General features: G+C 36.4%; 14 protein-coding genes and 1 other annotated feature. Of the genes, 4 read left to right on the forward strand and 10 right to left on the reverse strand.

Annotated elements, in window-relative coordinates:
- Positions 1 to 82 precede the first annotated feature (82 nt).
- The 4 genes from rpmA to GOM47_RS06230 all read right to left on the reverse strand — a co-directional run bounded on the left by rpmA (position 83) and on the right by GOM47_RS06230 (position 1,972).
- On the reverse strand, positions 83 to 376 hold the full coding sequence (rpmA, locus tag GOM47_RS06215) for a 50S ribosomal protein L27 (protein ID WP_000916509.1): 294 nt from the start codon (positions 374 to 376) through the stop codon (positions 83 to 85).
- A 16-nt stretch (positions 377 to 392) separates the two neighbouring features.
- Positions 393 to 737 (reverse strand): ribosomal-processing cysteine protease Prp, encoded by a 345-nt coding sequence (locus GOM47_RS06220; RefSeq protein ID WP_000613697.1) that lies wholly within the window; start codon positions 735 to 737, stop codon positions 393 to 395.
- 15 nt (positions 738 to 752) lie between these two features.
- Positions 753 to 1,067: a 50S ribosomal protein L21 gene (gene rplU, locus GOM47_RS06225; RefSeq protein ID WP_000109141.1), complete on the reverse strand. Its 315-nt coding sequence runs from the start codon at positions 1,065 to 1,067 to the stop codon at positions 753 to 755.
- 34 nt (positions 1,068 to 1,101) lie between these two features.
- Positions 1,102 to 1,221 (reverse strand) — a sequence feature (ribosomal protein L21 leader region).
- Between the two features lie 64 nt (positions 1,222 to 1,285).
- Positions 1,286 to 1,972 (reverse strand): YoaK family protein, encoded by a 687-nt coding sequence (locus GOM47_RS06230; protein WP_235080207.1) that lies wholly within the window; start codon positions 1,970 to 1,972, stop codon positions 1,286 to 1,288.
- A gap of 155 nt (positions 1,973 to 2,127) precedes the next feature.
- On the opposite strand from GOM47_RS06230, the gene GOM47_RS06235 reads away from it, so the two are divergent.
- On the forward strand, positions 2,128 to 3,105 hold the full coding sequence (locus GOM47_RS06235; protein ID WP_235080208.1) for a Gfo/Idh/MocA family protein: 978 nt from the start codon (positions 2,128 to 2,130) through the stop codon (positions 3,103 to 3,105).
- Positions 3,102 to 4,184: a DEAD/DEAH box helicase gene (locus GOM47_RS06240; protein WP_235080209.1), complete on the forward strand. Its 1,083-nt coding sequence runs from the start codon at positions 3,102 to 3,104 to the stop codon at positions 4,182 to 4,184. The genes GOM47_RS06235 and GOM47_RS06240 overlap by 4 nt, the downstream gene beginning before the upstream one ends.
- 24 nt (positions 4,185 to 4,208) lie before the next feature.
- On the opposite strand, the gene GOM47_RS06245 is transcribed toward GOM47_RS06240, so the two are convergent.
- Positions 4,209 to 4,586, reverse strand: coding sequence for a DUF1934 domain-containing protein (locus tag GOM47_RS06245; RefSeq protein WP_235080210.1), 378 nt, complete (start codon positions 4,584 to 4,586; stop codon positions 4,209 to 4,211).
- A 71-nt stretch (positions 4,587 to 4,657) separates the two neighbouring features.
- Between GOM47_RS06245 and GOM47_RS06250 the strand changes: the two genes are divergently transcribed.
- Positions 4,658 to 5,962 carry an HD domain-containing protein gene (locus tag GOM47_RS06250; RefSeq protein ID WP_084933272.1) on the forward strand — a complete coding sequence of 435 codons (1,305 nt, stop codon included), beginning with the start codon at positions 4,658 to 4,660 and terminating at the stop codon, positions 5,960 to 5,962.
- Between the two features lie 12 nt (positions 5,963 to 5,974).
- Complete coding sequence (yidA, locus tag GOM47_RS06255; protein WP_235080211.1) at positions 5,975 to 6,781, forward strand: sugar-phosphatase; 807 nt, start codon at positions 5,975 to 5,977, stop codon at positions 6,779 to 6,781.
- Between the two features lie 212 nt (positions 6,782 to 6,993).
- Here yidA and GOM47_RS06260 read toward each other — a convergent pair whose 3' ends face one another.
- From GOM47_RS06260 to GOM47_RS06280, 5 genes are all read right to left on the reverse strand, one after another.
- On the reverse strand, positions 6,994 to 8,763 hold the full coding sequence (locus tag GOM47_RS06260) for a DUF4365 domain-containing protein (protein ID WP_125448223.1): 1,770 nt from the start codon (positions 8,761 to 8,763) through the stop codon (positions 6,994 to 6,996).
- Positions 8,764 to 9,223: 460 nt separating this feature from the next.
- A complete protein-coding gene (locus tag GOM47_RS06265; RefSeq protein WP_084973837.1) occupies positions 9,224 to 10,225 on the reverse strand; it encodes a LacI family DNA-binding transcriptional regulator in 1,002 nt (333 codons plus the stop codon).
- A gap of 129 nt (positions 10,226 to 10,354) precedes the next feature.
- Entirely contained in the window at positions 10,355 to 10,717 is a 363-nt protein-coding gene (locus tag GOM47_RS06270; RefSeq protein WP_235080212.1) for a hypothetical protein, read from the reverse strand.
- A 94-nt stretch (positions 10,718 to 10,811) separates the two neighbouring features.
- Positions 10,812 to 11,522 (reverse strand): MgtC/SapB family protein, encoded by a 711-nt coding sequence (locus tag GOM47_RS06275; protein WP_084973841.1) that lies wholly within the window; start codon positions 11,520 to 11,522, stop codon positions 10,812 to 10,814.
- 2 nt (positions 11,523 to 11,524) lie between these two features.
- Complete coding sequence (locus GOM47_RS06280; RefSeq protein ID WP_235080213.1) at positions 11,525 to 13,216, reverse strand: ABC transporter permease; 1,692 nt, start codon at positions 13,214 to 13,216, stop codon at positions 11,525 to 11,527.
- Positions 13,217 to 13,225: the final 9 nt, after the last annotated feature.

Here is a 13,225-nt window from a genome sequence, read left to right on the forward strand (position 1 = left end):
TAACAAAGAATTATGGGTATCAAAACAAAAAAATAGGCTCTCCGAAAACTCGGAAAGCCTTATTTAATGCTACTTAGAGCGATTATTTTGCGATTGGGTAAACAGAAACTTGTTTTTTATCGCGTCCTTTACGTTCAAAGCGTACTACGCCTTCAACTTTAGCGAACAAAGTATCGTCTCCACCACGTCCAACGTTTACACCTGGATAGATGTGTGTACCACGTTGACGGTAAAGGATTGATCCACCTGTTACAGTTTGTCCGTCAGCTGCTTTAGCCCCAAGACGTTTCGCTTGTGAATCACGTCCGTTTGATGTAGAACCTCCACCTTTTTTGTGGGCGAAAAGTTGCAAGTTGTTAAGAGTCATTTTTAACATAATGTTTTCCTCCGTGTTAGTTTTCTGTGATAACTCTGGTTTGGACGAACTCAGAAGAGTTCTCCGATAAGTTTGCCATACCTAAGAAAAATGATTCGAAGAATAACTGCGTCATTTCTCTCTGGTGCGAAGGAAGATCCGCTGGTATTTCAACCTTTAGATAGCCACCTTCATCTTCGTTTAATTCTAAGATTGGTTCATAGCCTGCAAATTTCTCAATGGAATTGATAAAGTTAATGGCAAGCGTAGAAACCGATGCACACACGACATCTAAGCCGTATTCGCCACTCTCGGCGTGTCCAGTAATTTCCGCACTCCTCAGCTCGCCATCTTCGGCTCTCTCAAAGACTGCTTGTATCATGTGTTCTCCTTAAAATTAAGCGTTGATCGCGTTGATGACAACTTTTGTATATGGTTGACGGTGACCTTGTTTACGGTGGCTACCTTTTTTAGGTTTGTACTTGTAAGTAACAACTTTCTTTTGTTTTCCTTGTTTTTCAACAGTTCCAACTACAGTAGCTCCAGCAACAAGTGGAGTTCCGACAACAGTGTTTTCACCACCAACAAGAACAACTTCGTTAAAAGTAACTTCTTGACCAGCTTCAACGTTCAATTTTTCAACGTAAACTGCTTGACCAACTTCAACTTTAACTTGTTTTCCGCCAGTTTTGATAATTGCGTATGTGCTCATTATGCACCTCCTATGATTTTTAGGGTTTCCCCGTATTTTTGTGAAGACTCGCCTAGCATCGTGGGACGAACCACTTAAAAGAAGAGCTCTAAGCATAACAAAGTTTAAATTTTGTATACGACGAGCAACGATGTTCGTGCGGTTGCACAGGATTGTGCATAGTCAACTCTTCAAGTATAGCATATCTTCTTTTTTCTTACAAGTAAAATCAATCAAATTTAAGCTTTTTCTTTCCCTTTTTTTCTCCAAGAAGCAAAAAGCATACTGATGTAAAAGATACTCATCATAAGAGGAATACCTAGAATTGTCTTCTCCTGATAGTAAATCGTCAAATAAGCCGAAAAAATGACTCCAAAGACAAAACTGCTAAGCAAGCTAACAAAAATCAAGCCCTCTCGTAGGAAAGGCGTATGTTTGGTCCGAAAATAATCCCCAAAAGCTAACATGGTACGTTTGATATTCCCTGTCATAAAAGCATTATTATAGGCAATACCTGACACTTCTCCAAAAGCAGTTGTCACCAGTCCCATACAGAAGGCCAATGGCGGTACGAGATAGATATTATCAACAGTTTTCGGTACAAAGCCAATAATTAGGGACAGGACTGCAAGTGGAATCAAGGATAAAATCGGTTTTTTAACAATTCGAAGTTTTTCCTTATACAATGTCAGAAAAAAGATACCCATCATAAAGGAAAGCAAGGTCATTACTTTGGCACTGGCATCCGAGACATTCTGCTGAATGAGTCCTACAGAAAGAAAAACCACATTCCCAGTTTGTCCAGCCACAAGGGTGTTCCCTCGCACGATAAAAGTATAAGCATCGACATATCCTGCACAAAAAGTCAAAAAAAGCGCTAGTCGCTTAGACTGACGTGATATTTTTCTTATTGGTAATAATCTCATTTTCTCCCCCTTCTTATTTCATCTACTTATCTAAATATTGTACCACTTTCTCCAAGAAATTCGTAGTCCATTTGAAAATTTTTACCATCTGTTGGATAGTCCTTCTTTTCTATGTTATAATGAAGGAAGGATTTGAAGTCGGAAAAGGAGTATCTATGCTTAAATTAGGTGTCATCGGAACAGGGGCTATCAGCCATCATTTCATAGAAGCAGCCCATGCTAGCGGAGAATACCAGCTGGTTGCAGTCTATTCTAGAAAACTAGAAACTGCCACAACCTTTGCTTCTCGCTATCAGAATATTCAACTCTTTGATCAATTAGAAGACTTCTTTAAGTCTTCCTTTGATGTAGTCTATATCGCTAGTCCAAACTCCTTGCATTTTGTGCAAGCCAAGGCTGCCTTGTCTGCTGGTAAGCACGTCATTCTTGAAAAGCCAGCTGTCACTCAGCCACAAGAATGGCTAGATTTAAGGCAAACGGCTGAGAAAAATCACTGTTTTATCTTTGAGGCAGCTCGTAATTACCACGAGGAAGCCTTTACTACTATTAAGAATTTTTTAGCAGACAAGCAAATCTTAGGCGCAGATTTCAACTATGCCAAGTATTCTTCCAAGATGCCGAACTTGTTGGCTGGGCAGACGCCAAATGTCTTTTCAGATCGTTTTGCTGGTGGAGCCCTTATGGATTTGGGGATTTATCCTATCTATGCCGCTGTTCGTCTCTTTGGAAAGGCTCAGGACGCGACTTATCAGGCTCAACAGCTTGACAATAGCATTGACCTAAATGGCGACGGTATCCTCTTCTACCCTGACTTTCAAGTTCACATTAAAGCTGGGAAAAACATCACTTCCAATCTCCCTTGCGAGATTTACACAGCAGATGGAACCTTGACACTCAACACGATTGAGCATGTCCACTCAGCTATTTTTACCAACCACCAAGGAAATCAAGTCCAACTCCCTATCCAACAGGCTCCTCATACAATGACTGAGGAAGCAGCTGCATTTGCACACATGATCCAGCAACCAGACCAGACGCTTTACCAGAACTGGCTGAATGATGCAGGTTCTGTTCATGACCTATTATATACCATGCGCCAGACTGCTGGCATTAGATTTGAGGCAGAAAAATGAAAACCAAACTACCGACTGAATGGCAAGAACTGAGTGACCAACTCGGTTTCCAAGAATTCACCCCCATTCAAACTCAACTATTTGAGCCTATACTTGCTGGAGAAAACCTCCTAGGAGTAAGCCCGACAGGAACTGGTAAGACCCTCGCTTACTTACTCCCAAGTCTACTCAGACTGAAAAAGAAAAAAGCCCAACAGATCTTGATCCTAGCACCAAATACAGAACTAGCTGGACAGATTTTTGACGTGTGTAAAACCTGGGCTGAAGCTATTGGTTTAACAGCTCAACTCTTCCTATCAGGCTCCAGTCAGAAACGCCAGATTGAACGCCTTAAAAAAGGACCAGAAATTCTAATTGGAACTCCTGGCCGTATCTTTGAGTTGATTAAATTGAAAAAAATCAAGATGATGAATGTGGAAACCATCATTCTGGATGAATTTGACCAATTGCTCGATGATTCTCAGATTCACTTTGTCGAGAAAATCACTCACTACGCACCTCGTGACCACCAACTCATCTACATGAGTGCGACGACCAAGTTTGACCAAGAAAAGATTGCACCAAACACGCGCACCATTGATCTCTCTGATCAAAAACTGGACAACATCCAACATTTCTACATGCAGGTAGACCAACGTCACCGAGTAGATATGCTACGAAAATTGGCTCATGTAGAGGATTTCCGCGGACTAGTTTTCTTTAATAGCCTATCAGATCTTGGAAGTGCAGAAGAAAAATTACAGTATCGCGATATCTTGGCTGTTTCCCTCGCTAGCGATGTCAATATTAAATTTCGAAAAGTTATCTTGGAAAAGTTTAAAGATAACCAACTGACCCTGCTCCTTGCAACTGACCTTCTGGCTCGTGGAATTGATATCGATAGCCTAGAATGTGTCGTAAACTTTGACGTCCCAAGAGATACTGAAACCTACACTCACCGGGCAGGACGTACAGGTCGCATGGGTAAAGAGGGCTATGTCATCACTCTTGTAACCCATCCCGAAGAACTTAAAAAACTCAAGAAGTTTGCAAATGTACGTGAAATTGTCCTAAAAAACCAAGAACTCTATATCAAATAAGGTTGGCATTCGCCAACCTTTTTCTTATCCCCAAGTGATTTCTAATTGATAGCTGGCAAAGGGGTGTCCCTCTTGGTTTTGCAGTTGATAGGCTAGCTCAATCTTTTGCCCATCCAGTTTGTAGTGACTCGTTTGGATGATAAACTCCTGCATGCCCATAGGTGTAGGAATATAGGCTAAACTATCACTATCCTTTAGAAATCTCATAATGGTCTTCGGATTGGAAAAACGGGTCATCACCAGTTCTTCTTCATGAAACTTGAGAACCACTTTTTCCTTTTCCTCATTGTAGAAAAGCAGATAGTGATAATCTCCCTTTTCACGCACTTCCACGTCATAGAGTTGGTCAATGACTTCCAACTGCTCATCAAACTGAATCGTATTTCGCATCCGAATCTTCACATCAGGTCCTCTTTCTTCTCTCTTGTTCTACTATTTTACCAAAAAGAGCAGGATTTTGCTATAATGGTCATATGAACGAAAAAGTATTCCGTGACCCAGTTCACAACTATATCCACGTCAATAATCAGGTCATATACGACTTGATCAATACAAAAGAATTTCAACGATTGCGTCGTATCAAACAGCTAGGAACTTCCAGCTATACCTTCCACGGTGGAGAGCACAGTCGCTTCTCCCATTGTCTTGGAGTCTATGAGATTGCACGACGCATCACAGAGATTTTTGAAGAAAAATATCCTAAAGAATGGGATCCTGCTGAGTCTCTCTTGACCATGACCGCTGCGCTCCTTCATGACCTCGGGCATGGTGCCTACTCCCATACTTTTGAACATCTCTTTGATACAGATCATGAGGCCATTACCCAGGAAATCATCCAAAGTCCTGAGACAGAGATTCACCAAGTCCTACTACAAGTGGCGCCCGATTTTCCTGAAAAGGTGGCTAGTGTCATCGACCATACCTACCCTAACAAGCAGGTCGTACAGCTCATTTCCAGTCAGATCGATGCGGACCGTATGGACTATCTCTTGCGCGACTCCTATTTTACAGGAGCATCTTATGGGGAATTTGACTTGACTCGAATTCTCCGAGTCATTCGCCCAGTCGAAAATGGGATCGCCTTTCAGCGTAATGGCATGCATGCCATCGAAGACTACGTGCTCAGTCGCTATCAGATGTATATGCAGGTTTATTTCCACCCAGCAACACGCGCCATGGAAGTTCTTCTACAGAATCTCCTCAAACGCGCTAAGGAACTCTATCCTGAAGACAAAGATTTCTTTGCACGAACTTCTCCACATCTCCTTCCTTTCTTTGAAAAAAATGTGACCTTGTCTGACTATCTAGCTCTGGATGATGGCGTGATGAATACCTACTTCCAACTCTGGATGACCAGTCCTGACAAGATACTAGCCGACTTGTCGCAACGCTTTGTCAACCGCAAGGTCTTTAAATCCATTACTTTTTCAGAAAAAGACCAAGACCAACTCGCAACCATGAGACAACTGGTTGAAGATATCGGTTTTGATCCAGACTACTATACTGCTATTCATAAGAACTTTGACCTCCCTTATGATATCTATCGACCCGAATCTGAAAATCCAAGGACACAGATTGAGATTTTACAAAAAAATGGTGAACTGGCAGAACTATCTAGCCTGTCCCCTATCGTCCAATCCCTTGCTGGCAGCCGCCACGGTGACAATCGTTTCTATTTTCCAAAAGAAATGTTGGATCAAAATAGCATCTTCGCAAGTATCACCCAGCAATTTTTACACTTGATTGAGAACGATCATTTTACCCCAAATAAAAACTAGAAGAGGAAATTTATGAGTATTAAACTAATCGCCGTCGATATCGATGGTACTCTGGTTAACAGTAAAAAGGAAATCACTCCTGAAGTCTTTTCTGCCATCCAAGATGCCAAACAAGCTGGCGTCAAAGTCGTGATTGCAACTGGCCGCCCTATCGCAGGTGTTGCTAAACTTCTGGACGACTTGCAGTTGAGAGACGAGGGTGACTATGTCGTTACCTTCAACGGTGCCCTTGTCCAAGAAACTGCTACTGGCCATGAGATTATCAGCGAATCTTTAGCCTATGAGGACTATCTCGATATGGAATTTCTCAGTCGCAAACTCGGTGTCCACATGCACGCTATTACCAAGGACGGTATCTATACTGCCAATCGCAATATCGGAAAATACACAGTGCACGAATCAACCCTCGTCAGCATGCCCATCTTCTACCGCACTCCTGAAGAAATGGCTGGCAAGGAAATCGTCAAGTGTATGTTTATCGATGAACCTGAAATACTCGATGCGGCTATTGAAAAAATCCCAGCAGAATTTTACGAACTATACTCCATCAACAAATCTGCTCCTTTCTACCTTGAACTCCTTAAAAAGAATGTAGACAAGGGTTCAGCCATTACACACTTAGCTGAAAAACTCGGATTAACCAAAGATGAAACCATGGCGATCGGTGACGAAGAAAATGACCGTACCATGCTCGAAGTCGTTGGAAACCCCGTTGTTATGGAAAATGGAAATCCAGAACTCAAAAAAATCGCCAAATACATCACCAAGTCTAATGACGAATCCGGCGTTGCCCATGCTATCCGTACGTGGGTACTGTAAAAAGGTAAGAATAGACGAAAACCGCTCAGCAGAGCGGTTTTTAGTATGAACATATCACAATGAGGGTAAATCAATAAATTAAATTGCAGTTTTACAGTTACTTAAATCTTGAGAGTGCAAAAATAGGTATTGCTTCCTTAATTGTGGTACTGAATTATAATAAATCACCCTCTTTATTTCCATATTTTATCTCTTTATAATCTCTTTTAATTTTACGATAATTTCATATACAAAGTATAAATAGGAAAGTCTTTATATCTTTCTTTTGTCTCGTTATCCAGTTTATTCCAAAACAAATCAGCTTGCGGTTTCGATTTTAATAACACTGATGAACCGAAACAAAGTTCATAGTTATCATTACTATTTACTAAAATATTGCTTAGAATCTCCATTTCTTTGCTGTTTAATTTACGAACTCTAGATTTTATTTGAAGGTCATTTATTATAGCTATCTCACTATTTTGGGAGTATTTTAAGTTCCAATTAGAAAGACATTGTGCCCAATTAAGCAATAACTCTCTTCTAGAAACATCTTCTGCCATGTCAGCAGCAATAACTATTTTTATAATAGTGTTATTAGCATCTTCAAATTTCAAGTCATTATCAACTAATCTTTGATATGAGGCAATAACCGAATCAAAATTACAATTATCTATTTTTAGCCAATCGTTAGGTTCAAAAACTTCAAAAATTGAAATATCTGAAGAATCTTTACCCTCACCTCTCCTACACCAGGGAATTTCAGTAAAGATATCAATCATAGTTCCGTTCTTATCTATTGTAAAATTATATAAGGCAATAATATGGATATTAGCAATTCTTAGATGAAGTAATTTAGATTCATTATAATCTAAGGCAACCTTCTTCTTTAGAACAAGACCTGAATTAAGGATATTTAGATTTTTTTGAGATTGTTTATCAAAGTAGTTTAGATCAAGATCCTTTTGTACACCCATATTTTCCAAGAAGTTAGAAATCTGTCTCAAATCCTTTATATCGCTATCTAAATTCCGTGAAGTAATATCCGATATTGACTGATTATCTAGTTCTATTTTATTTCCATTGAGATTGAAATATCCTACTCTTCCTAGCTCTTGAAGTACCTCCGTACACTCCATGGCTTTTGAGAGCATATTAGACCTTGTATAATTAAATTTAAATATTTTTTTATTTACATCAAAGGACATTTTAAAGCATTCACCAAAATGTAGTTGTACACTCCCATCAGGGAATCGATGTCTTTTTACATCTTGAAAAGTAAAATCTCCAATTGTAATAATTAAATCAGTTTCCTCGTAAGTTTCGACAACCTTTATTGTATTTTCAAGTGGTATTTCAATACCAGTTAAAGGATCTTTATAATAAATGAAGAGATCGTGTTCTTTCTGATAGTTAAATATCTCTCCTTTTCCTTGTCCATAAAAATAGAATTTAAGATTATTATCGTCAGAGATATCTTCAACTGAGATACCATCAGTATTTATGAAGCTATACTGTCTCTGACTATTATTTATAAAATCCACTAACATTGGATACATCTTTTTTTCATCTAGTTTAAATATCTGTATGGACAGTTTCTTACTATTTGTAGATTTATTTTTTAATTTACTTTTTTTGAGCAAATCTTTTATAGAAAAAGGAGGCAATGATTTATAATAGATTTCTCGTAAGTCATTATTCTCACTCAACCAAACTACAAATAAAACTACGCCGCCATTTGATTTATATAATTCTAAATCTCTAGCATCTAATGGAAAGGATTTTAACACATCTTTTTTCTGTCTAGTGGTTTTAATCTGAACAGGTACTTTACCTAATATTTCGTCTTTCTTCTCACTCGATGATTTAAGAACATGAATTTCTCCATCCCACACTGGAGTTTTATCATTTCTATCAAAATAAGATTGAAGTAACTCATGCTTATCTATAAATGTCGACAGATATGAAACACCTAATGTCTCAATTTTTTTATTATTTGCCAAATCCGCACCTCGAAAAATAGCTCTATATACTTTATATTATAACATTAACAAAGAAAAACTTATATACTATAATTACAACTATTTAACTTAAACTGAATATTATAAACTTAAAAAATACTGTTCATTAATAATTACAAAATAAATAGACCAGTTTCCTGATCCACTTTATTCTATATTGGTCACACTTTGGTCAAAGATTCCAAAAATACTATCCTATCTTAAAAACTAAATTGTGATGATTACCTTTAAACTAACACTTTAAATATTCTTTGTTTTTCTTTACACTTCCCAAAATGCCCCCTATGGATATTATGGAGCCTATTTTGTTGTAGAAAAAAGTCCCATATCATCTATAATGAAAAGCGACTAAACAACTCATTAGAAACTAAATGGAGGCTAAACAGAACTTATTTTAGAACACTCCATCTTTTCCACTAGGATTTTCAAGAATTAAACAATACTAGAAACTCTGTCTCCTAACAAATTTAGGAGAAACTTCAACAGATGTGACACTTTCCCCTTTAATAATTGCTAAAACACCTTCTATCATTTTTTGGGCTAACATAGCATAATTAGGAGAAATAGTAGACAGAGCTGGAGTATAATATTGCGAAATAGGAATATTATCGAATCCAATTATTGAAATATCATCAGGAATGGTAATCCCCTTCTCATAGCACGCACGAATCAGCCCTTGAACCTTCTCATCCCCAGAAACAAATATCATATCCGGATGATTTTGATTAGATAAATTATTTATTGCATATGAATAAACTGAATCAATTGTAGTTAAGCCATAAATAACTTGCAAATCCATTAAATAATTTTTATCAGTCAAAAAAGTACGAATACCTTTTTCACGATCCTTATTAACAAGAGATTCCCCTCCCATAAGTAACAACATACTTTTAATATTCTCTTTTGTTACTAATTCCATCATATCATAAGTGGCTTGAAAATTGTTATTAGATACATAAACAACATCAGGTGTTCGAGATTCTCCAAAAACTATAAAAGGCATATTATTCTTCTGTAAATAATTAATCCGAATATCGTCTTTACTTTCATAAAATACTATTACTCCATCTATTAAGCTTCCTGTACTTGAAATTATTGAATTCCTAATCGTATCTTCTTCACCAAAGTATTCAACAATAGCGTTTACACCAAACTCTTTACAAGTTTGTAGAACTCTATCTAGTAAAGTTTGAAACCAAATCAAGGGAAAAGAATCAATCTTTTTAACGGAAATCAAAATATTTGTAGTTTCTTTCTTAGTCAAATTTTTTGCATATGCATTTGGAACATACGACAACTCATCAATGACTTTTTGAATAGCTCGATAAGTTTCTTCTTTTACCTTTTCACCACCGTTAATAACACGTGAAACAGTTTTTGGAGAAAAACCTGATAAATTCGCAATATCATAAATAGTTACCTTTTTACCGTTTAAATTTTTCACTTTAGTCCTCCATTTATGATTTATCTAATATCATTATACAATATTTACTTTTTTTAACAAGAGAATTTAGTAAAACATTTTAATGTATCTTAACAAAAACTTTAATTTCAAAATTTTCTATTTTATACTCTATTCTTCCGATTCAAAAAAATAACATTGACAATTAAAATTTTTATTCTTTACAATTTTTTCTACTTCACAACTGATAAACTTGTATGAAAATAACTTACCACGAAAATATAAAAAATCATTTTCGGTAAAATCCATTGAAACTATAAAAGTATCTAATAACATTTGGACATAGCAGTCTAAGATCGGAATAATCTTTTCCTTAACAATAACTTTTGCTAATATATCATCAGCTGGTAAAGAAGACGAAAATACAATTTCACAAATATCATGAAAAGAATGAAATCTATATACTTGCACTAAAGAATTATATTCAAAATACGTTATTCTTCCACAGTCAAAATTAATATTATATACCTTCATTTATGTTTATCCTTATACTTTGCAAATAATTTCGAGTCAATTATCACCTAAAAAACAAAGGGGCAAGAATAACTGCCCCTTTGTTTATTCTATATCAACTAACTTCTTCGACATAAATAACACCAACAATATTTGCTATTTCTTCCATTAGTTTAAGATGTTCAAACTTACCTGAAAGTTCTAGAGTCATAAATGATGCTATTCTTTTGTCTGGAACATCAAAATATTCAATTCTTTCAGAATTAACATCTCCAAAAGCAGTTCTTGAATCATTCAATCGAATTCCATTTTCTGCACAATAAACTAATACTCGATTATATGCCTCAGTAGATTTAACTACAATATATAATTCAATAACTTTTGAACGACTTTGCAGATATTTTTTTAAAGGCTGAAACATAGAAATCACACTCCACACAGAAATAGCTACTAACAGAGCACCTTCATAAAAACCTACTCCAATAGCTAAACCTATTCCTGCAGAAGCCCAGATTCCTGCTGCAGTTGTCAGACCAGTAACCTTCTTTTTATCTGTGATAAGAATTGTTCCAGCTCCAAGAAAACCAACACCAGAAATAACTTGAGCACCTAAACGTGTCGGATCTCCTGTTCCAAACTTATAAGATACAAATTCATTAGTCATCATAATCAAACAAGCAGCCATACAAACGATACTATGTGTACGAATACCTGCTGGTTGAGATTTACTTCCTCTTTCTAAGCCAATAATACTTCCAATGACCAAAGATAACACGACTCTAATAATAATTTCAATGTATGATAGTCCAATGCTGGATGATTGCATTACTATTTCCTTTTCTTACCACGCGGTCTCTGTGTGAAGTACAATACAGTTCCTGAAATAATCATTAGAACAATTGTATAAACAAATACAAGAGCTTGTGCATTAGATGTTGCTGTTTCATCACCTGCAGAACGAATCGTAATACCTAATGGTTGAGCCAATGGATGATAAAGGAATACAGATAAATCGAAATCGGTCAATAAAGAGTTAAAGTTGAGTGCGATAACAGAAAGAACTACCGGCAAGATGAAAGGAATAATAACCTTCATCATTGTGTAAAATGGTGAAGCCCCCATACTTCTAGCAGCATCCTCCATCTCATCATCAACACTAAATAAGATTGCACGCACCATTCTATAAGAGAATGGAATTTTTACAACAATATAAGCGATTAGCAAAATTACTAAACTACCAACTAGAATCTGGTTAAAGACTAAAAGTTGAGGTTGGTTGAAAGTGAACAATAAACTAACTGCTAGAAGTGTACTTGGTAATAGCCAAGGAAGAAGAGCTCCGTATTCGAACAAGAAATCAAATCGAGCTTTATGTTTACGAACTACTCGCGCAAACACAACAGCAAGAACTGTTGCAGTAGTTGCAGCAATAATAGAGTATATAAAGCTGACTAAGAATGGAGAGAACGCAGCACTATTACTAAAGAATAACTTATAATTATCTAAAGTAAAGTTTGATAATGATAAGTTTCCTGTCTGTATTGCAACTGGGTCAGTAAATGAATACAATACAATGAAAATCAATGGTAACATGAAAACAGTGAACAAAGCATAAGCAACAATATGTGCAATGATATTCCATGGTTTAGATGTGATTTTTTGTTTTTTCAAAGGTGCTTTCGTTTTAGAAATAGAAATATAATTTCCGCCTTTTTCGATCTTGTTCATAATAGTAAGCAAAATCGTAGTGGCAACACCCAAAATAATTGCTAGAAAGGCGGCTAAGTCACGAGAATTTCCCATTCCAGCAAAAGTTATGATCATTGGGTTAATAGTTTGGAATTCTTTCCCACCAACAATCATAGGTGCTGCTACTGCTGATAACCCACTTAGAAAAACCATAATTGTCAGAGCGAATAAAGTAGGAATAAGAGTTGGCAATACTACTTTTCTAAACACTGTAAATGGTTTTGCACCCATATTACGTGCAGCTTCAATAGTATGATAGTCTACACTACGAATTGTATTAGTTAGGAATAAGGTGTGATTAGCAGTACCAGAAAATGTCATAATAAATAGAACTGCACCATAACCAATAAACCAGTTAGGATCTAAAGATGGAATAATACCTTGTAAAAATTTGGTAATCATTCCATATGGTCCATAAACGAATTTATAACCAGTAGCCAAAACTACTCCACCGTAGATTAGTGACGTCATGTATCCTAGTTTTAATATTTTAGCTCCTTTAATATCAAAATATTCTGTAAACAATACACAAAGTACACCAACAACATTAACAGTTATAATTAGTGAGAATGCTAACTTAAAACTGTTCATAATACTCTGAATCGCACGTTGAGATTTAAGAGCTCGTTGTACGACATCAAGTGAAAACTCCCCACCTTTCACAAATACATTAACTACTAAATCAAAGTTTGGATAAATGATGAAAGTTACCAAGAACCAGATTAAGCCTAAACGAATGAGCCAATCTTTCCAATTTAATTTATGACGCATACTGCACCT

Source organism: Streptococcus oralis (assembly GCF_021497945.1).
GTDB lineage: Bacteria > Bacillota > Bacilli > Lactobacillales > Streptococcaceae > Streptococcus > Streptococcus oralis_BR.